A 16,741-nucleotide genomic window follows, 5' to 3' on the forward strand; every position below is an offset into this window, starting at 1 on the left:
CATGTTTATTAGAAATTCGTGTTGAATGTCAGATCATTGCCAATCCTGCGGCGCCTGTTGTGCCAGTTTCCGCGTCTCGTTTTACTGGGCTGAGACTGACGCGCATCCACTGGGGACGGTGCCGGCCGCCAAGACGAAAAAAGTCAATGAGACCTATGTTTGCATGCAGGGCACCGAGATCAAGCCGGTTCGTTGTGTCGCGTTACAAGGGCAGGTCGGGCAGTCAGTCGGGTGCAGTATTTATGCCTTGCGCTCGAGCACCTGCCGCGAGTTTGAAGCAGGCTCGGTCGTTTGCAATGAGGCGCGGGCCAAGATCGGGTTGGCGGCGATTTGACGACGCATGGGTGACCACAATATTCACCGCCAATAAAAAAGCAATCTGTTTGTGCCTGATTATCTGCGGCTCTGCTTGATACTTTGTGGTGAACGCAGCCACTAATACTTGCTGTGTTTCTTGGGATTGACCGTGAGCGTCAAAATCCCGCGCAACAGGTTCACTTCTTCTTTCTCGAGCCGGGTACGGCCATACAGGCGGCGCAAGCGCTCAAACAGTTTTTTCGGCGCACGTGGATTGATGTAGCCGATATGCTCCAAGACTTCGCGCATGTGCTCATAAAAACGCTCCAGGTCCTCCTGCGTCGCCAGTTCCACCGGTTTTTCCTGGTAATGCAGTTCACCGGTCGTCACCGCCATACGGGTTTCATAACACATCACTTGCACGGCTTGCGCCAGATTGAGCGAAGTGTATTCCGGATTGGCCGGAATCGTAGCCAGCACATGGCAGCGGTCCGCTTCGGCGTTGCTGAGTCCGCTCATTTCGGTGCCAAACACCAGCGCGACCTCGCTATGGCTGGCGACAGCTTTGACTTCCTGTGCTGCTTCACGCACGGTCATCACTTGTTGCGACAACGAGCGCTCTTTGCCGCTCACGCCAATCACAAACTGGCAATCAGCCAGCGCTTCTTCCAGGGTTTGTGTCACCACGGCGTGGTCCAGCACATCACCTGCATTCACGGCCAGTGACTTGGCTTCGCCATCGGGAAAGTGCTTGGGGCGCACCAAATAGAGCCGGTTCAGGCCCATGGTTTTCATGGCGCGCGCGGTCGAACCGATATTGCCAGGATGGCTGGTTTGGCATAACACGACGCGGATATTGTTAAAAATGGGGGATTCAGAGGTAGAAGACATGCGTATATTTGGTCGTTGTGTTTGTGACACAGCGCTTAAAAAGCTAAAATAGCATTTTATCAGTGTAATCAAGAATCCCACAGCATGCATCCAACCCTGAATGTCGCCATCCGCGCCGCGCGTGAAGCTGGCAAAATCATTAACCGTGCCGCCATGGATATTGGCGCCCTCAAGATCGAGCAGAAAGACACTAACGATTTCGTCAGTGAAGTGGACCGGGGTGCCGAGCAAGCCATTATTGCCGTGCTCAAGGACGCGTATCCCACCCATGGCTTTTATGGGGAAGAGAGCGGTAAATCCAATAGCGAGTCCGATAGCATCTGGATCATTGACCCGCTGGATGGCACCACTAACTTTTTGCATAACTTTCCGGCATATTGCATCTCGATTGCCTTGCAAGAAAAAGGCGTGCTGACGCAAGCCGTCATTTACGACCCGGTACGTAATGACTTGTTTACCGCCACCAAAGGCAGTGGCGCCTTCCTGAATAATCGTCGTATCCGCGTCACCCAGCGCGCAAAACTGCAAGAAGCCTTGCTCTCTACCGGCTTCCCATTCAAAGATTTTAGCTATCTGGAAACCTACATCAACATTTTCCGCGACATGGCCAAGAAAACCTCTGGCTTGCGCCGCCCTGGTTCGGCTGCACTCGACCTGGCTTACGTTGCCGCGGGTTACAGCGATGGTTTCTTTGAGATCAATCTTTCCCCCTGGGATATTGCTGCAGGCGCTTTGTTAGTGCAGGAAGCTGGCGGGATCGTCGGCGACTTTGAGGGCAACGAGAGCTGGTTGCGTACCGGTAATATTGTTGCGGCTAATCCTAAGGTATTTAGCCAAATGTTGCAGGTGATTGCACCGCATTTAACCGAGCGGATTAAAACGCCGACTTTGTAATTTTGTATTGTGTTCAGGCATGTCACAAACCCGGAGTTGAATCCGGGTTTGTTTTTTTCTGGCATGACAACCTGCATCAAGGTTGTTCTCCTCACTTGAAAGAATGACTTTTTTATAGATCTATTGGTCACGGTTGTATTCGTCATGTTCGCTGGCCGGACACATGATCATCCTGCATCCTTTTGTTGTAAGATGCCAAGGCTAAACACACTTATTCATTCAACCCATACTCGCACTGATTTATCCGCATGTCCTTCGAAAACCACACCCCCATGATGCGTCAATACCTGACGCTTAAAGCACAGTATCCCGATATGCTGCTGTTTTACCGCATGGGTGATTTTTACGAACTGTTTTTTGAGGATGCAGAAAAGGCAGCCCGTTTGTTGGGGATTACCTTAACTCGCCGCGGTGCCAGCAATGGCGAGCCGATCAAAATGGCAGGCTTGCCTTACCATGCGGCCGAGCAGTATCTGGCCAAGCTGGCAAAAATGGGCGAGGCAGTGGCCATTTGCGAGCAGGTGGGCGATCCGGCGACCTCAAAAGGGCCGGTGGCGCGCGAAGTGACGCGCATCCTGACGCCGGGCACACTCACCGATGCGGCCTTGCTGGATGAAACCCGCGATAACACTTTGCTCTGCGTGGCCCGGGGCGAGGGCGTATTGGGGTTAGCACGGCTCAATCTGGCCTCAGGCGAGTTTGTCTTGAGCGAAATTGCACCAGGACACTTGCCGCAGGAGCTGGAGCGCATCCACCCGGCGGAGCTGGTTATAGCTGAAGATCATAATAATGAGGCCTTGCAGCATGCACGTTGCGCAAAAAAGCGCCTGGCCCCCTGGCAATTTGACCTGGAAACGGCCAACCGCAGTTTGACCCAGCAATTCAATACGCATGATCTGGACGGGTTTGGTTGTGGCGAGATGCCCGCGGCCGTGACGGCGGCGGGGGCCTTGCTGGAGTATGTGAAACACACCCAGCGCACGGCCTTGCCGCATATTGTCGGCTTGCGTGTCGAGCAGAGCCATCATTACCTGCAACTGGATGCGGCCACCCGGCGCAATCTGGAAATCGATACCACCATACGCGGTGAGACTTCTCCCACTTTGTATTCGTTGCTGAACTCGACGCAAACCGCCATGGGTGCGCGTTTGTTGCGGCATTGGTTGCATCATCCTTTGCGCAACCAGCAGACCATCCAGCAGCGGCATCTGGCAGTCGCCGAGTTATTTGAACAGTTTTTGGATAGCGCGTTGCAACAAGCCTTGCATCCGGTGGGCGACATTGAGCGCATGACTGCACGCGTGGCGCTCAAGTCGGCCAGACCGCGCGATTTGTCCGGCCTGCGTGATAGCTTGTTGCAGTTGCCAGCGCTGGTCAGCGTCTTGCCGCGGACACAATCCGGCTTGTTGCAGAGCCTGATCGCCGAATTTCAGGTACCTGCCGAGGCCTTGCAGATATTGGTACAGGCGATTCAAGCCGAGCCGTCTGCCGTGCTGCGTGAGGGCGGTGTGATTGCGACGGGGTACGATGCCGAGCTCGATGAGTTGCGCGCGATCCAGACCGACCACGGCGATTTTCTGTTGCAATTTGAGGCCGCTGAAAAAGCCCGTACTGGCATTACCAACCTCAAGGTGGAATACAACAGCGTGCATGGGTTTTACATTGAGATCAGTCGCTTACAGGCAGAAAGTGCGCCAGCGGAATATCGTCGCCGCCAAACCTTGAAAAACGTAGAGCGCTTTATCACGCCCGAGTTAAAAGCGTTTGAGGATAAAGTGTTGAGCGCCAATGAGCGTGCGCTGGCACGTGAAAAAATGCTGTATGAACAGGTGTTAGAGGCTTTACTGCCGCACATCGCCCAGTTGCAGCGCATCGCCACTGCCGTGGCGACCTTAGATGTGCTGGCCTGTTTTGCCGAGCGCGCACGGTCGCTCAATTATGTGCAGCCGCAATTCCGCGCAGAGAATGGCCTGGATATCCAGGGTGGGCGGCATCCGGTGGTCGAGAGTATCGCGCAGCCCTATGTAGCCAATGATGTCGTGCTCAATCCCTATCGGCAGTTATTGCTGATCACCGGCCCCAACATGGGCGGTAAATCTACCTTTATGCGGCAAACGGCCTTGATTGTGTTGCTGGCCTACTGCGGCAGCTTTGTGCCTGCCCAAAGCGCAATGATTGGTGAGATAGACCGTATTTTTACCCGTATCGGCGCCTCAGACGATCTGGCAGGCGGGCGCTCCACGTTTATGGTGGAAATGACGGAGACGGCAAATATCCTGAATAATGCCACCGCAAACAGCCTGGTATTACTGGATGAAATCGGCCGTGGGACCAGTACCTTTGATGGCTTGAGCCTGGCTTGGGCGGTGGCCAAACAACTGCTCGAAAAAAACAAGTCACTGACTCTGTTTGCCACCCATTATTTTGAGCTGACGCGCATTGTCGATGAAGCCAAGCATGCCGCCAACGTCCATCTGGATGCGGTTGAGCATGGTCAGGGCATCGTCTTTTTGCATAAAGTTGAAGAGGGCGCTGCGACCATGAGCTATGGTATACAGGTGGCGCAACTGGCAGGTATTCCCAAATCGGTAGTGAATTTGGCCAAACGCAAATTGCAACAACTCGAAAACCAGACCATTGCAGCGACACCGCAAAACGATTTGTTTGCCAGTGCCGTGCCCCCCGAGGAACCGCCTGCCCATCCGGTGGTCGCAGAATTGGAACGCATACAGCCTGACGACCTGACACCGAAGCAGGCGCTAGAGTTACTTTATCAATTGAAAAAACAACTGTGAGGATTTCACCATGCAAAAGCCAGCCATTACCCAGCAGCCTATACACGATTTGATTGCCAACCGTTGGAGTGGCCGCGCCTATGATGCCAGCCAAGGCGTGAGTCAAGAGCAAGTCATCAGCCTGCTAGAAGCAGCGCGCTGGGCGCCTTCCTGCTTTGGCGATCAGCCCTGGCGCTACGTTGTTTGCAACAAGGCGGATAACCTGCAAGCCTGGCAAGCAGCATTTGACTGCCTGGTGCCTGGCAACCAGAGCTGGGCTGTGAATGCACCGGTGTTGTTACTGATTTGTGCCGATACCCTGTTTAGCCATAACGACAAACCTAACAAATGGGCACCATACGATACCGGCGCCGCCACTGAAAATCTGTGCCTGCAAGCCACCGCGCTGGGTTTAATGGCGCACCAGATGGGTGGTTTTGATGCAGATAAAGCCAGAGTGACCTTCAACGTGCCTGAGCGCTACCAGATTTTAGCTATGGTCACCGTCGGTTACCAGGCGGATGTTGAAAGCCTCACGGGTGAAACCAAAGAGCGTGAAACTGCGGCGCGTAGCCGTAAACCGCTCAATGAGCTGTTTTTCAATGGTCAATGGGACCAAAGCATTGTTTAAACTTTGCGCGTTTGCAGCAAAAGCGGTTAGCGAGCCTGCCATCCTCTGCTAAAATGCTGGCGATAAAAATATAATTGAACGGATTGGAGATCATATGGCAGTCGTTACGCTGACCAAAGCAAATTTTAAAGAAACCATCGAGAATAACGCGTTTGTGATTGTCGATTTCTGGGCGCCTTGGTGTGATCCTTGTGTTGCCTTTACACCCACCTTTGAGGCCGCGGCAGCAAAAAATCCAGACATCGTGTTTGGCATGGTCAATACCGAAACAGATCCGGAAATCTCTGATTACTTTGAGGTCAAACAGATTCCAGGCTTACTCGTGATACGTGAGCGCGCAGGCATACACGCACAAGTCGGCGAGATTGGCGCGCCAGCACTGGACGAGATTATCAAATGGGCACGTGATTTTGATATGACGCCGGTGCGCGAGTACTACAAAGCGGAAGACGCCAAGCAATAATTGGTGTGTTTGCTTAAGCTTAAAAAGCCATGCTTAGCATGGCTTTTTGCTTTTCTGAGACCATAAATTTGTATGTGGCAGAACAAGTTGAAAATTCGTCACTATCGTCTACAATCACTAAAGCAGTAACGCTCTGTCTCTAATATTAGTAATGTAATTAAGTGGACTCATAAACAACCAAACGAAGAAGGAGCAAGGGGCTCAGCCATGTTTATCAAATATCAGAGACCCAAGCGACTCTATAATTACAGTTAGGCTAAATATCTTTGTTCCCATGCGCCACTATCTGAAAGAAGAGCAATTCTTAGACGAGTTTTACGATTGGGCTGTAGCCGCAGCCGCCGCGGTCGGCAATGAATGGCGACCGAATTCCGATTGTGATGATGCGGCACGCAAACAAGCGGCTTACTTTTTAAAATCTGGCCAGATGACTTGGCTAACCTTCTCATCTGCGTCAGTACATCACCCTCCAAACGAAGATGCCTATGCGCAAATTGTCTTGGAGTCATCAAATCGGATTGTTACGATTTGGGTCTCTTCGACAGACAGAAATGCCATCGCAAAGATTCAGGTAGATCAATCAAAATAATAATGCGTAACCAATGAGTAAAGCGGGACTTGCAAAAAAGAGCTTTCATGAAATGTTTATTAATAACGAGGGTTGAGCCACCACTGTCGCCAGCCCCTTACTTCAAACGTTGGGCATCAACACAATAGGAAAACAATGCAAAAAATTATCTCTTATGCTTTAGTGGTTCTAAGCCTAGTTTCAACAATTGCAGTAGCGGCTACTTCCGAAGATATTGCGCTAACGCTGGTCCAAAAATATCGTTTTGGTCAAAACTTGCCAGCTATTAGCTATCAAGTTGCATCGCAAACTCAAACCTACCGAATGATTGTTAATAAAGTTGGTGAGCAAAAAGCACAATCAATGGTTAGAAGTGAGATTGATAAAGTCATTCCTGACTATCAAAACCAATGGGATAAAAACTTGGCCTCTTCATATGCTCAAGTTATCAGCGCTGATAAATTACAGTCGTTAGTAGATGAAGGCCCTTCATCTAAATACTCAAGCGAACTTAAAACAAAACAAGGTGAAATAGGGCCTCTTATGCAGGCTAAATCTACAGGTTTGCTAAATGAGATGCTTATCAAAGCTATGACTTCTGCATTTAATCAAATTGTCCCTAAATAAATGCCCAACCCATCATTCAAGCGGTACTGGCTAAAGCCAGCCCCTTAATTTCAAACGTTAGCCATCTTTGTCATGCGCCATTTTTATCTGATCATTCTTGTAATATGTTCTCTTCTTGCTGGTTGCGATGAGGGCTTTCCTCCGTTGGTTTCGGTGGAGGTAACCGAAATACTTAAAGGGCCACCATATACAAAAACATGGAAGCTTAACGAAGCGCAGCAAAAGCAATTTGAACTCTGGCTTCACGAACGCAAGTCTGAGGGAGGCCCACTGTTTGTAACACCACTCCCACCATCGTTCGTGATTTTGTTAATTCACGCCAATGGTAGCCGCAGTTCTCTTGATTTGTTTTCTGCCGAAAACTGGAAGCACAAAGTCATAGTTAACTCATCGGGAAAAACGCGTGTTGAAAATATCTCCCCTGCAGAAAGGGAATGGTTACTTCAATTAGTTAAGGAAATGCCAGATAGCTAACCTATCCATCAAGCGGGACTGGCGAAAACAAGCATCTATGAAAATAATTTTAATAACCTCGGCTGTGCCACTTTTGTCGCCAGCCCCTTATGTCAAACGTTAGTCATCATGAGTGTCATGCGCATCTCTCTTTTTGTCGACAGCAACGCTTGGGATGTATTCTTCGATAGGGGAGTGGACTTACGCGCAGAGCTTCCTGGTGATCAGTTTTCCATTCAGATCACAAGGGAAGCGGAGTTTGAAATCCATCACATGCCCGCAGATAAACGAAAGTATGTTGAGGCCGCCCTGAACGACAAAACGGTTTCTACCGATACGTATTTCGGGTTTTACGACGAATCGCTACCGCCGGATCAACAACGAGTCTCTGGATTCGATTGCGGGCGTTTTGCAAGCGAGGAAGAGTTGGCGGTTCTTAGCGCGGAAAGCTACTCGGTTGGCCCAACTATTAGACCAACTGGACTGTACAAAAATGAGGCCGACGTCTCGCTTGCAGCGAGATCGGTGGTATCAGTTGTCCTGACCTGCGATGGAAGAGGAGCGCTTAAGCGCTCCAAGACAAAACACGGTGGCACAGTCGTCGATCTAAAGAAGTGGAGCGTTGGAGAGTCACTTGCAACCTTTATTCGGGCGGAGCTTTCCAAATGATGGCTAACCCCTCATTCAATGGGACGCCTGGCGGCGCCCGCTATGGCAAACGTTATGAATAAGCTGCTCACTTCTGTCATAGTTGCCTTATTGTTGGCTTCATGCTCAAGTCCTCCCTCGACCGAGGCGTTGGCAGCAAAATACTCAGTTGCACCTGAGGCATTTGAAGTGCTCAAAAAGATGATCACTGATGATACTGGTGAGAAAGAGTGCTTTGTTGTAGGTCTCGATAATATCGGTGAGTATTGGGAGTACAACGGTGAATGGACTCGCAACAGTGATTACAAAACTAGGTTATCACTTTCAGAAGTTCTCAAAGAGGTAGGTTTAACTGAAAAGCGATATGGGGAATACAAAAAAATATTTGCAAAAACAGGCTCGGAGAGAGTTAAGTTTTGCCATGCTCTAGAATATGCGCCAGAAGAGGTAAATGTCTTGGTTTATCGTGCCGGCTTATCGGTTTCTGGCTGCAGTGGTGAAATTAATTGGCGACACGAACCCTTGCCTTCGTCAACTGGAAAAAAAGAAGAGGGTGATTTTTCAGAAATCACACCGTTAGGCAATGGTTGGTATTTGGGTTACCAATGCAATTAAGTAGACACATCGACCTAGTTTTTAGGGGATGTTAAATGGCTAGAACAGTCAAACAATCATATTTGATTCATTGATTTAGATGAACGAACAAATGTAATTCATATATAGCTCTCCTTCTTCGAGAGTCATTCCACAGGCACTTTCGCCCGAGCCACCACATTTCTCAACACAAAACTCGTATGCACCCCGGTGACACCTGCAATCTTGGTGATTTTATGCAGTAGTAGGTGTTGGTAGTCGTCCATGTCTTTTACCACCACTTTCAGCAAATAGTCAGACTGTTGGCCGGTAATGAGCAGGCATTCCAACACTTCGGGGATTTGCGTAATGCTGCTTTCAAAATTGGCAAAGCGTTCGGGTGTGTGTTGATCCATGGAGATACCGATGAGCGCCATGAGGCTCAGGCCTAGCTTTTTAGCGTCTACCAGCGCTTGATAGCCGAGGATTAGCCCGGCTTGTTCGAGCGCTTTTACCCGGCGCAGGCAGGGGGCAGGGGAGAGGCCAATACGGTCGGCGAGGTCCTGGTTGCTGATATGGCCTTCGGTTTGCAGGATGTTTAAAATGGCTTTGTCAAAACGGTCTAATTTCATGGTTATTTCTATTTAATTTTAAATATTGAAATAATATTACAAAAAAATATTTTATATTGAAATAATATTTTTAATAAATGCGTTTATTGATTGAATTAGCAATTTAATTTTTTGCAAAGTGTTTATCATGTGTCTTGTCAAAAACATCTCTTCTGGAGCACAACATGCAGACACAATCCGCACATAAATATCAGGCTTTTCCTCCCGTTCATCTGCCGGACCGTCAATGGCCGAATGCGGTGATCACGCAACCGCCGATTTGGATGAGTACCGATCTGCGCGATGGTAATCAGTCGCTGTTTGAGCCGATGGATGCGGAGAAAAAGCGCCGCATGTTCAAGATGCTGTGTCAGATGGGCTTTAAGGAAATTGAGGTGGCTTTTCCTTCGGCTTCGCAAACCGATTTCAACTTTGTGCGCAGCCTGATTGAAGAAAAGCAGATTCCCGAGGATGTGACGATTGAGGTGCTGACACAGGCACGCGAGCCTCTGATCCGCCGTACGATGGAGTCCGTCCGTGGCGCGCGTCGTGTGATTGTGCATATTTATAACGCGATTTCGCCGACGTTTAGGGATGTGGTGTTTAATATGACGAAGGCAGAGGTTAAGGCGATGGCCGTGGACGCGGTGCGTCTGGTAAAAGCATTGGCCGCTGAGATGCCTGAGACCGAAGTCGTGATGCAATATAGCCCGGAGACGTTCACTGCGACCGAGCTTGAATTTTCCAAAGAGGTGTGCGACGCAGTCACCGAGGCCTGGGAGGCAACGCCTGACCGCAAGATCATTATCAACCTGCCTGCGACGGTGGAAGTGGCCACGCCGAATGTGTACGCCGACCAGATTGAGTGGATGCATAGACATCTGGCGCATCGCGACAGCTTGATTCTGAGCCTGCATCCACACAATGACCGCGGCACGGCGGTGGCGGCCACCGAACTTGGCATCATGGCCGGAGCGGATCGCGTGGAAGGCTGCCTGTTTGGGCATGGGGAACGCACGGGCAACGTGGATCTGGTGACTGTGGCGCTGAATATGTATTCGCAGGGTGTGCATCCTGGCCTGGATTTTTCCGACATTGATGCGATTGGCCGGACGGTGGAAGAGTGTACGCAGATTGAGATTCACCCGCGCCACCCTTATGCGGGCGATCTGGTGTTTACTGCGTTTTCTGGATCGCATCAGGATGCGATTAAAAAGGGATTCGCGGCAAGGCAGTCGCAGCCCGCCGATGCGCCCTGGAATATGCCTTACCTGCCGATAGACCCCAAGGATGTGGGTCGCAATTATGATTCGATTATCCGGGTGAATAGCCAGTCAGGCAAAGGTGGCGTGGCGTATCTGCTTGAGAGTCATTATGGGGTGGTGATGCCCAGACGCATGCAGGTCGAATTTTCTGCCGTGGTGCAGCAATATACCGACCAACACGGCAGCGAGGTGGGGCCTGAGACCCTGTGGCAGCTGTTTAATGCCCACTATGTGTCTACGGTGATGCCTATGCATATGCAGGACTATCAGCTGGAGAGTCATGCCCAGGGCCAGGCGATCCGCATGCATATGGCAGTCAATGGCGTGCCCGCCATCGCCAGTGGGCAAGGCAACGGGCCGGTGGATGCGGCGATTCATGCCCTGCAACATATGGGCATTGAGGTACAGGTGCGCAGTTTTGAAGAGCGTTCGCTAGGGGCCAGCCCGTCTGCTGGCGAGGCCATGGCCTGCGCGTTTGTCGAGGTCGCGTGTCAGGGCAAGGTATGTTACGGCGTGGGGATGGATACCAATATCGTCACCGCTTCGATCAAGGCCATTTTTAGTGGTATGAACCGTTGCCATGTGCAGGCGGGCAGCCTGCGCAAAACGGCTTGATCTGGCTGGGCTTTGATCTGGTTGGACTGGGGCGCTAGCAGGCGTCTACCAATGCCCTGTGGTCAGCAGTTGGTAGATAAAATAAGCGCCTAACAGCATCATGACATAAACAGGAAAGTCACTGGCTGAGCGGCGCTGCTGGTTGCTCAGGTGGCTGATATAGCGGTGAAACACAAACAGGGCCAGCAGGGTGATGATCGCTAGCACCATATTCATCGGACTGGCCATCAGCCATTGCAACCAGTCAGTCGGGCGTGACTCACTGCTGAATAGATGGACAGCGATCCCGACCAGGCCGCAAAGCACCAGTCCTAGCGTTAGCACCGCCTGCAGGATTTTCCATCCGCTGTCTGGCCGGATATCGCGATTTTTGCTGTAGCGGTTGGGGTCCATACCAGCTCCTTTGCTGAGTGCACCTGCATGGTTTAACCTGCCAGCGGTCGAGGCATGCCGACCGTGCTTGGCTTAATGGCTGCTGGCAGTGGCCGGCGTACTCGGTAAATATGTCGCCGGGTCTACCGGTTTGCCTTTTTGCCGGATTTCAAAATGCAGCACAGGCAGCTTGTTATTGGCCGGGGCGGGCAGGGTGGCGAGTTTTTCACCTTGGGTCACAAACACGCCCTCTTTGACCAGCGAGTTGCCCTGGTGCGCATAGACAGAGAGCAGGTTGCTGTTGTGTTTGACGATAATCAGCTTGCCATAGCCACGCACATCCATGCCGCTATAAATTACTTTACCCGCGCCCGCGGCATTGACTGCCTGACCGGCGCTCCCCGTGATATTCAAGCCTTTATTGGTTTGTACATCAAACCCGGCACTCACTTTGCCTGCCAGCGGCCACTGCCATTGAATGTCGCTGTCGTTGATGGCTTCGAGGTCTAAGGGGGCTGCAGACTTTTCGCCCTCGGTGGTGGTCTGTAGCGCCGGTGCGGCATTGGCCGTGCTTGCAGCTTCTGGGGCCGCACTCATGTCTGGTCTGCTGATGGCCGAGGTGACGACTTCAGCATCATCCGCGCCTGCGGGATCGGTGGCTTTATTGTTTGTTGCGCTGGTGCTGCTTTTTGCGGTCAGGTTGAGGACCTGGCCGACATGAATCTCATACGGCGCTTGCAGCTGGTTAAACTCGGCCAGCTTCATGAACGGGATGCCAAATTTGCGGCCGATACTGTAGAGCGTATCGCCTTTTTGTACCAGGTACTGATTTGCCCCCACGCTGACCGGCGCAGCCGGTTTGCTCTCTGGCGCAGGTGACACGCTGGTGACCACCGGTGCGCGCGGCATGGGAGAGTTGAGGGCACAGGCAGCAAGTGTACAGGCGGTTCCGCACGCGGTCAGCAAGGTGCGTAGATTCATGATAAAGCAGTGCCTCCTAGCAATGGGACAAACTTCACGGATTCCAGCGCGGTTTGCTGAATTCCCTGGGCGGTGCGTTCAATTAAATGCAGTACCTGGTCGGTAGTGCCGACCGGGATGACCATGCGGCCACCGACGGCTAATTGTTCGACCAGCTCAGGCGGCACATGGCTGGCCGCCGCGGTGACCATAATGGCATCAAACGGGCCATAATCCTTGAGTCCCAGGCTGCCATCGGCGTGGTCCAGTTTGACATTGGTACATTTCAAGGTGCGCAGATGGTTTCTTGCTTTCATCACCAGCGGCCGGATGCGTTCCAGTGAGTAGACTTCGGTGCTCACGCGCGACAATACTGCGGTCTGGTAGCCGCAGCCCGTGCCAATCTCAAGCACTTTGTTCAATGGTTTGCCATTGCGCAGAATTTGCGTCATTTTGGCCACGATATATGGCTGCGAAATGGTCTGACCGTAACCAATCGGCAATGAAACGTCTTCATAGGCGCGGATAGACAGTGCTTCATCGACGAAGATATGGCGAGGAATCTCTGCCATGGCCGCTATGACCACTTCATCCTGAATGCCTTGCTCACGCAGGCGCGTCAACATGCGCTCGCGTGTCCGCGAAGAGGTCATTCCGATACCGGTTTTGTGTGATGTTCTTGGAATCGCCATGTCACTGAATTCTTGATGACTTATTGCTTGCTTTGCAGCCATTGCTGCAGGGTGGCAATTTGAGAGTGTTTGGTTAAATCTACCTGTATGGGTGAAATGGAGACATAGCCTTCGGCCACGGCGTGAAAGTCAGTCCCTTCACCGCCGTCATTCGGCTGGCCAGCGGCACCTACCCAGTAAACGGTTTCGCCTCTGGGGGTTTGCAGTTGAATGACGGGTTCTGCCTTGTGACGTTTGCCCAGTCGCGTGATTTTTTTGCCTTTGATTGCTTCAAACGGTACATCTGGCACATTGATGTTTAACAAGGTTGGCTCGGTAAACTCGCTGTGGTTGTATTGCTGGACCAGGTCCACCACGATCTTGGCCGCCGTTTCAAAGTGCAGTGCCTGATGTTGTGACATCGAAATGGCAAAAGAAGGAATGCCCAGCAAATACCCCTCAGTCGCTGCGGCTACGGTGCCAGAGTAAATGGTATCGTCGCCCATATTGGCGCCATCATTGATACCACTGATCACCATGTCCGGCATTTCCTGCATGAGGCCGGTCAGGGCAATGTGTACGCAGTCGGTGGGGGTGCCATTGACATAAAAAAAGCCATTGGCGGCTTGTTTGACACTTAAAGGTCTGTCCAGTGTAAGTGAGTTGCTGGCACCACTGCGGTTACGCTCGGGCGCGACCACGGTGATCTCGGCTATTTTGCTTAAATGCGCGGCCAGGACATTGAGGCCGGGCGCAAGATAGCCATCGTCATTAGATAACAGGATTTTCATGCCCGATATTATATAAGGTTTAGCGGGCTTGTCAGCGTGGATTCAACAAAGAATTTACAGCAAAAATGGCCAACCCGCGCGGTAGGACAATGTTAGTCAAGCGGCCTGATAGCGGCTACCGCTAAATTTGGCATAGGTGACGACGCTCGCAAAAAACAATGCGCTGAAGATGACCTCTGCCAGCGCCAGCCAATGGCTGAGTCCTGTCTCTGACCATGTCCGCACCACGCCCTCGGTAAAGTAAAACAGAATCAGCATGCCTGACCACTGGTAGGTATAGCGCTTGCCACGCAAAATGCCGAATAACGGGCCCAACAGCGGCAAGACTTTTAAAAACAGCAAGCTGCCACCAGCCCGCAAGGGCGCCCATAAAATCTCCCACCCCAGACACAATACAATCAGCGCAATCAAGCTGACGCTGGCGACCCAGCGACTGACCATCAACCAGCGCGCAATCATGCTTTGCACGCTTGAGACAAGGCTACCAAGGCTTTGCGCGCATCCATGGCGTTCAGTACCGGTTGCTCAAAGGCAAACCGCAATAGGCCTTGTGTTTCTTCACCCTGATGATATTGCACATCAAACCCTTCAGCATCCAGGCCTATCATTTCTGCATGGTCGGCGGTGATGTCATGAACATGTTTGCAATACTGTAGCAGGCTATCCTTGTGGTCCTCGTTCATATGGGCGACGATGCCCGCTTCTTGCGCGGCGAGCATGCTCTCGCCCAGCCCTTCGCTGAGCGCCGAGCCTTCAAACCAGCCCATGCGGCCAAAGCCGGCAATGTAGCGCACATGCTCCACCTGAATGCGGTAAAAATGGAAGTCATGCATATCAAAGTAGCTGGCTGCCTGTGGCAAATAGCGCAGGTAGCGGGCGCGCAAATCGGCATCCTGCTTGTCGCAAGGCATGGCTTCACCCATCAATGTCAGGCGCGCATTGGCTTGCAAGTCTTCAGCCCCGGAAAACACCAGTAAAGAGACTTTGGCGTTTTCGAGAATATTTTTGGTATGTTCGGCAATCGTGCTGATCAGAACCACGGGTTCTGCCTGCTGGTTGCAGACAAACGGGGCCACCGAGCCAAACGGAAAGCCGGGATACTTCATCGAATGCGTCGACAAAATGGCATGACGGGTTGAAAACAAGAATTGACGGGCTTCACGAGCCAATGATTTCGGGATGGGTGCATCAGACATACTTAAAATTCCCTAAAAAACGATTATTGCAATTTGAGCGCGGTGTGGGCCAGACGTTTGCCCAAGGCCAGACATAATTTCTTCTCATCGTCAGACAAGGGCTGATCATCCATCGCGCCGCCGATATGACTGGCACCATACGGGGTGCCACCGGTTTTAGTTGTCCCCAATTGCGGCTCGGAATATGGCAAGCCCATCAATAGCATGCCATGGTGCAGCAGCGGGATCATCATGGTCATCAAAGTCATTTCATTGCCGCCGTGCATGGAGCCACTGGAGGTGAACACGGCCGCCGGTTTGCCAATCAGCGCGCCTTTGAGCCAGAGCCCGGAGGTGCCATCGAGAAAATATTTCATTGGGGCGGCCATATTGCCAAACCGTGTTGGGCTGCCTAGTGCCAGTCCGGCACATTCTTCGAGATCTTGCAGTGTGGCATAGGGCGCCCCACTGCTTGGGATCTCGGGCTCGATGGCCTCACAGTTGGCCGAGATTTTGGGTACTGTGCGCAGCCGTGCCCGAGCACCGGGCACACTCTCTACGCCGCGTGCAATCTGTTGTGCCAGCTCGCGCACGGCACCGCCTTGAGAGTAATAAAGAATCAGAATTTCTGTCATTTTTTTCGTTTGTCTTTAACGTGCTGCTTTTTGTGATCCAGCTCAAACAGCCCGATGGATTGAATCAACTCGCTAAATTTAGCATATCCATAGTTTCTGGAGTCAAACGCAGAATAGTTTTTAATCATATGTTTTTTGACCTCACTGAGGTTGGCAAAGCCGTCATCTTCCGAAAGCGCCTCTATGGCGGATCGCGTCAGGGAGACCAGCTTGGCATCCATGGCCAGTTGTTGTGAGGTTTTCTTGACGGTGGGGCTTAGCAACAACGGTTCAGCGGTTGCCGTTGCTTGCTTGCTCAGCGCATCTGGTTTCTCCACAGTGCTCTTGTCCATGACCTCGGCTGATTCATCAGTATCGGCTTTTTTGTCTTGGGAAAGAATCTCGATAAACACAAAGCGGTTACAGGCGGCACGCAATGATTCGGGCGTTTTGGCCTCACCAAAGCCATATACCGATTTGCCTGACTCACGGAAGCGGATCGCCAGCCTGGTAAAGTCACTGTCACTCGACACGATGCAGACGCCATCCAGCGGTGCGGTATACAGTAAATCCATCGCATCAATAATGAGGGCGCTGTCTGTGGCGTTTTTACCCTTGGTGTTGGCATATTGCTGCATGGGCTGGATGGCATGCTTGGGCAGCACTTCTTTCCAGCGGCTCAGTTGGTGTTGCGTCCAGTCACCATAAATGCGGCGGATGCTGGCATCGCCAAATTTGGAAATTTCTTCAAACAGCGCATCAATGATGGGGATGACGTTAAACGTGTTGTCCGCATCAATCAGCACCGCTAATCTCGGGTTGGGTTTATCTGTATGCATGCGTCAGTC

General features: G+C 51.7%; 21 protein-coding genes. 11 read left to right on the forward strand and 10 right to left on the reverse strand.

Annotated features, from left to right (window positions below; genetic code table 11):
* Nucleotides 1–25 precede the first annotated feature (25 nt).
* Nucleotides 26–334: a YkgJ family cysteine cluster protein gene (locus Q9292_RS02130; RefSeq protein ID WP_313984171.1), complete on the forward strand. Its 309-nt coding sequence runs from the start codon at nt 26–28 to the stop codon at nt 332–334.
* Between the two features lie 101 nt (nt 335–435).
* On the opposite strand, the gene Q9292_RS02135 is transcribed toward Q9292_RS02130, so the two are convergent.
* Nucleotides 436–1,188, reverse strand: coding sequence for an RNA methyltransferase (locus Q9292_RS02135; RefSeq protein ID WP_313984174.1), 753 nt, complete (start codon nt 1,186–1,188; stop codon nt 436–438).
* Nucleotides 1,189–1,272: 84 nt separating this feature from the next.
* Here Q9292_RS02135 and Q9292_RS02140 point away from each other — a divergent pair, with 84 nt between their 5' ends.
* The 9 genes from Q9292_RS02140 to Q9292_RS02180 all read left to right on the forward strand — a co-directional run bounded on the left by Q9292_RS02140 (nt 1,273) and on the right by Q9292_RS02180 (nt 8,861).
* Complete coding sequence (locus Q9292_RS02140) at nt 1,273–2,082, forward strand: inositol monophosphatase family protein (protein WP_194747009.1); 810 nt, start codon at nt 1,273–1,275, stop codon at nt 2,080–2,082.
* Nucleotides 2,083–2,330: 248 nt separating this feature from the next.
* Nucleotides 2,331–4,877, forward strand: a complete 2,547-nt coding sequence (gene mutS, locus Q9292_RS02145; RefSeq protein WP_313984179.1) for a DNA mismatch repair protein MutS — start codon at nt 2,331–2,333, stop codon at nt 4,875–4,877.
* Nucleotides 4,878–4,887: 10 nt separating this feature from the next.
* Nucleotides 4,888–5,487 (forward strand): nitroreductase family protein, encoded by a 600-nt coding sequence (locus Q9292_RS02150; RefSeq protein ID WP_313984182.1) that lies wholly within the window; start codon nt 4,888–4,890, stop codon nt 5,485–5,487.
* A gap of 94 nt (nt 5,488–5,581) precedes the next feature.
* Entirely contained in the window at nt 5,582–5,950 is a 369-nt protein-coding gene (locus Q9292_RS02155) for a thioredoxin family protein (protein ID WP_313984185.1), read from the forward strand.
* Between the two features lie 274 nt (nt 5,951–6,224).
* Complete coding sequence (locus Q9292_RS02160; protein WP_313984188.1) at nt 6,225–6,539, forward strand: hypothetical protein; 315 nt, start codon at nt 6,225–6,227, stop codon at nt 6,537–6,539.
* A gap of 135 nt (nt 6,540–6,674) precedes the next feature.
* Nucleotides 6,675–7,145 carry a hypothetical protein gene (locus Q9292_RS02165; RefSeq protein ID WP_313984191.1) on the forward strand — a complete coding sequence of 157 codons (471 nt, stop codon included), beginning with the start codon at nt 6,675–6,677 and terminating at the stop codon, nt 7,143–7,145.
* A 72-nt stretch (nt 7,146–7,217) separates the two neighbouring features.
* Entirely contained in the window at nt 7,218–7,619 is a 402-nt protein-coding gene (locus Q9292_RS02170; protein WP_313984193.1) for a hypothetical protein, read from the forward strand.
* Nucleotides 7,620–7,736: 117 nt separating this feature from the next.
* The gene (locus Q9292_RS02175) at nt 7,737–8,267 is read left to right on the forward strand and encodes a hypothetical protein (RefSeq protein WP_313984196.1); all 531 of its coding nucleotides are present in this window, start codon (nt 7,737–7,739) and stop codon (nt 8,265–8,267) included.
* Nucleotides 8,268–8,321: 54 nt separating this feature from the next.
* Entirely contained in the window at nt 8,322–8,861 is a 540-nt protein-coding gene (locus Q9292_RS02180; protein ID WP_313984199.1) for a hypothetical protein, read from the forward strand.
* 125 nt (nt 8,862–8,986) lie between these two features.
* Here the strand turns inward: Q9292_RS02180 and Q9292_RS02185 are convergent, their stop codons facing one another.
* Nucleotides 8,987–9,451 (reverse strand): Lrp/AsnC family transcriptional regulator, encoded by a 465-nt coding sequence (locus tag Q9292_RS02185; RefSeq protein ID WP_194747001.1) that lies wholly within the window; start codon nt 9,449–9,451, stop codon nt 8,987–8,989.
* Between the two features lie 164 nt (nt 9,452–9,615).
* Between Q9292_RS02185 and leuA the strand changes: the two genes are divergently transcribed.
* The gene (gene leuA, locus Q9292_RS02190) at nt 9,616–11,310 is read left to right on the forward strand and encodes a 2-isopropylmalate synthase (protein ID WP_313984205.1); all 1,695 of its coding nucleotides are present in this window, start codon (nt 9,616–9,618) and stop codon (nt 11,308–11,310) included.
* Nucleotides 11,311–11,355: 45 nt separating this feature from the next.
* On the opposite strand, the gene Q9292_RS02195 is transcribed toward leuA, so the two are convergent.
* The 8 genes from Q9292_RS02195 to Q9292_RS02230 form a co-directional block, all read right to left on the reverse strand.
* Complete coding sequence (locus tag Q9292_RS02195) at nt 11,356–11,703, reverse strand: hypothetical protein (RefSeq protein ID WP_313984208.1); 348 nt, start codon at nt 11,701–11,703, stop codon at nt 11,356–11,358.
* Nucleotides 11,704–11,775: 72 nt separating this feature from the next.
* Entirely contained in the window at nt 11,776–12,663 is an 888-nt protein-coding gene (locus Q9292_RS02200; protein ID WP_313984211.1) for a peptidoglycan DD-metalloendopeptidase family protein, read from the reverse strand.
* Nucleotides 12,660–13,334, reverse strand: a complete 675-nt coding sequence (locus tag Q9292_RS02205; RefSeq protein WP_313984214.1) for a protein-L-isoaspartate(D-aspartate) O-methyltransferase — start codon at nt 13,332–13,334, stop codon at nt 12,660–12,662. The genes Q9292_RS02200 and Q9292_RS02205 overlap by 4 nt, the downstream gene beginning before the upstream one ends.
* Before the next feature lie 20 nt (nt 13,335–13,354).
* Nucleotides 13,355–14,104, reverse strand: coding sequence for a 5'/3'-nucleotidase SurE (gene surE / locus Q9292_RS02210; protein ID WP_275356815.1), 750 nt, complete (start codon nt 14,102–14,104; stop codon nt 13,355–13,357).
* A gap of 96 nt (nt 14,105–14,200) precedes the next feature.
* Nucleotides 14,201–14,563, reverse strand: a complete 363-nt coding sequence (locus Q9292_RS02215) for a DUF2069 domain-containing protein (protein WP_194746995.1) — start codon at nt 14,561–14,563, stop codon at nt 14,201–14,203.
* Nucleotides 14,560–15,300 (reverse strand): HugZ family protein, encoded by a 741-nt coding sequence (locus Q9292_RS02220; RefSeq protein ID WP_313984221.1) that lies wholly within the window; start codon nt 15,298–15,300, stop codon nt 14,560–14,562. The genes Q9292_RS02215 and Q9292_RS02220 overlap by 4 nt, the downstream gene beginning before the upstream one ends.
* A 23-nt stretch (nt 15,301–15,323) precedes the next feature.
* The gene (gene wrbA, locus Q9292_RS02225) at nt 15,324–15,914 is read right to left on the reverse strand and encodes an NAD(P)H:quinone oxidoreductase (protein ID WP_313984223.1); all 591 of its coding nucleotides are present in this window, start codon (nt 15,912–15,914) and stop codon (nt 15,324–15,326) included.
* The gene (locus Q9292_RS02230; protein ID WP_313984226.1) at nt 15,911–16,732 is read right to left on the reverse strand and encodes an NYN domain-containing protein; all 822 of its coding nucleotides are present in this window, start codon (nt 16,730–16,732) and stop codon (nt 15,911–15,913) included. Before Q9292_RS02230 ends, wrbA begins: the two co-directional genes overlap by 4 nt.
* Between the last annotated feature and the right edge of the window lie 9 nt (nt 16,733–16,741).

It is taken from the genome of Methylophilus sp. VKM B-3414, from assembly GCF_032248435.1.
Lineage (GTDB): Bacteria > Pseudomonadota > Gammaproteobacteria > Burkholderiales > Methylophilaceae > Methylophilus > Methylophilus glucosoxydans.

Excerpts from the sequence above, each read along its gene's own strand:
- Q9292_RS02170 (WP_313984193.1), top strand. The coding sequence starts at position 7,218 with ATGCGCCATTTTTATCTGATCATTCTTGTAATATGTTCTCTTCTTGCT.
- Q9292_RS02220 (WP_313984221.1), bottom strand. The coding sequence starts at position 15,300 with ATGTCTGATGCACCCATCCCGAAATCATTGGCTCGTGAAGCCCGTCAA.
- Q9292_RS02150 (WP_313984182.1), top strand. The coding sequence starts at position 4,888 with ATGCAAAAGCCAGCCATTACCCAGCAGCCTATACACGATTTGATTGCC.
- Q9292_RS02155 (WP_313984185.1), top strand. The coding sequence starts at position 5,582 with ATGGCAGTCGTTACGCTGACCAAAGCAAATTTTAAAGAAACCATCGAG.
- Q9292_RS02215 (WP_194746995.1), bottom strand. The coding sequence starts at position 14,563 with ATGATTGCGCGCTGGTTGATGGTCAGTCGCTGGGTCGCCAGCGTCAGC.
- Q9292_RS02160 (WP_313984188.1), top strand. The coding sequence starts at position 6,225 with ATGCGCCACTATCTGAAAGAAGAGCAATTCTTAGACGAGTTTTACGAT.
- leuA (WP_313984205.1), top strand. The coding sequence starts at position 9,616 with ATGCAGACACAATCCGCACATAAATATCAGGCTTTTCCTCCCGTTCAT.
- Q9292_RS02165 (WP_313984191.1), top strand. The coding sequence starts at position 6,675 with ATGCAAAAAATTATCTCTTATGCTTTAGTGGTTCTAAGCCTAGTTTCA.
- Q9292_RS02140 (WP_194747009.1), top strand. The coding sequence starts at position 1,273 with ATGCATCCAACCCTGAATGTCGCCATCCGCGCCGCGCGTGAAGCTGGC.
- wrbA (WP_313984223.1), bottom strand. The coding sequence starts at position 15,914 with ATGACAGAAATTCTGATTCTTTATTACTCTCAAGGCGGTGCCGTGCGC.
- Q9292_RS02130 (WP_313984171.1), top strand. The coding sequence starts at position 26 with ATGTCAGATCATTGCCAATCCTGCGGCGCCTGTTGTGCCAGTTTCCGC.
- Q9292_RS02180 (WP_313984199.1), top strand. The coding sequence starts at position 8,322 with ATGAATAAGCTGCTCACTTCTGTCATAGTTGCCTTATTGTTGGCTTCA.
- Q9292_RS02185 (WP_194747001.1), bottom strand. The coding sequence starts at position 9,451 with ATGAAATTAGACCGTTTTGACAAAGCCATTTTAAACATCCTGCAAACC.
- Q9292_RS02230 (WP_313984226.1), bottom strand. The coding sequence starts at position 16,732 with ATGCATACAGATAAACCCAACCCGAGATTAGCGGTGCTGATTGATGCG.
- Q9292_RS02195 (WP_313984208.1), bottom strand. The coding sequence starts at position 11,703 with ATGGACCCCAACCGCTACAGCAAAAATCGCGATATCCGGCCAGACAGC.
- Q9292_RS02200 (WP_313984211.1), bottom strand. The coding sequence starts at position 12,663 with ATGAATCTACGCACCTTGCTGACCGCGTGCGGAACCGCCTGTACACTT.
- Q9292_RS02205 (WP_313984214.1), bottom strand. The coding sequence starts at position 13,334 with ATGGCGATTCCAAGAACATCACACAAAACCGGTATCGGAATGACCTCT.
- mutS (WP_313984179.1), top strand. The coding sequence starts at position 2,331 with ATGTCCTTCGAAAACCACACCCCCATGATGCGTCAATACCTGACGCTT.
- surE (WP_275356815.1), bottom strand. The coding sequence starts at position 14,104 with ATGAAAATCCTGTTATCTAATGACGATGGCTATCTTGCGCCCGGCCTC.
- Q9292_RS02135 (WP_313984174.1), bottom strand. The coding sequence starts at position 1,188 with ATGTCTTCTACCTCTGAATCCCCCATTTTTAACAATATCCGCGTCGTG.
- Q9292_RS02175 (WP_313984196.1), top strand. The coding sequence starts at position 7,737 with ATGCGCATCTCTCTTTTTGTCGACAGCAACGCTTGGGATGTATTCTTC.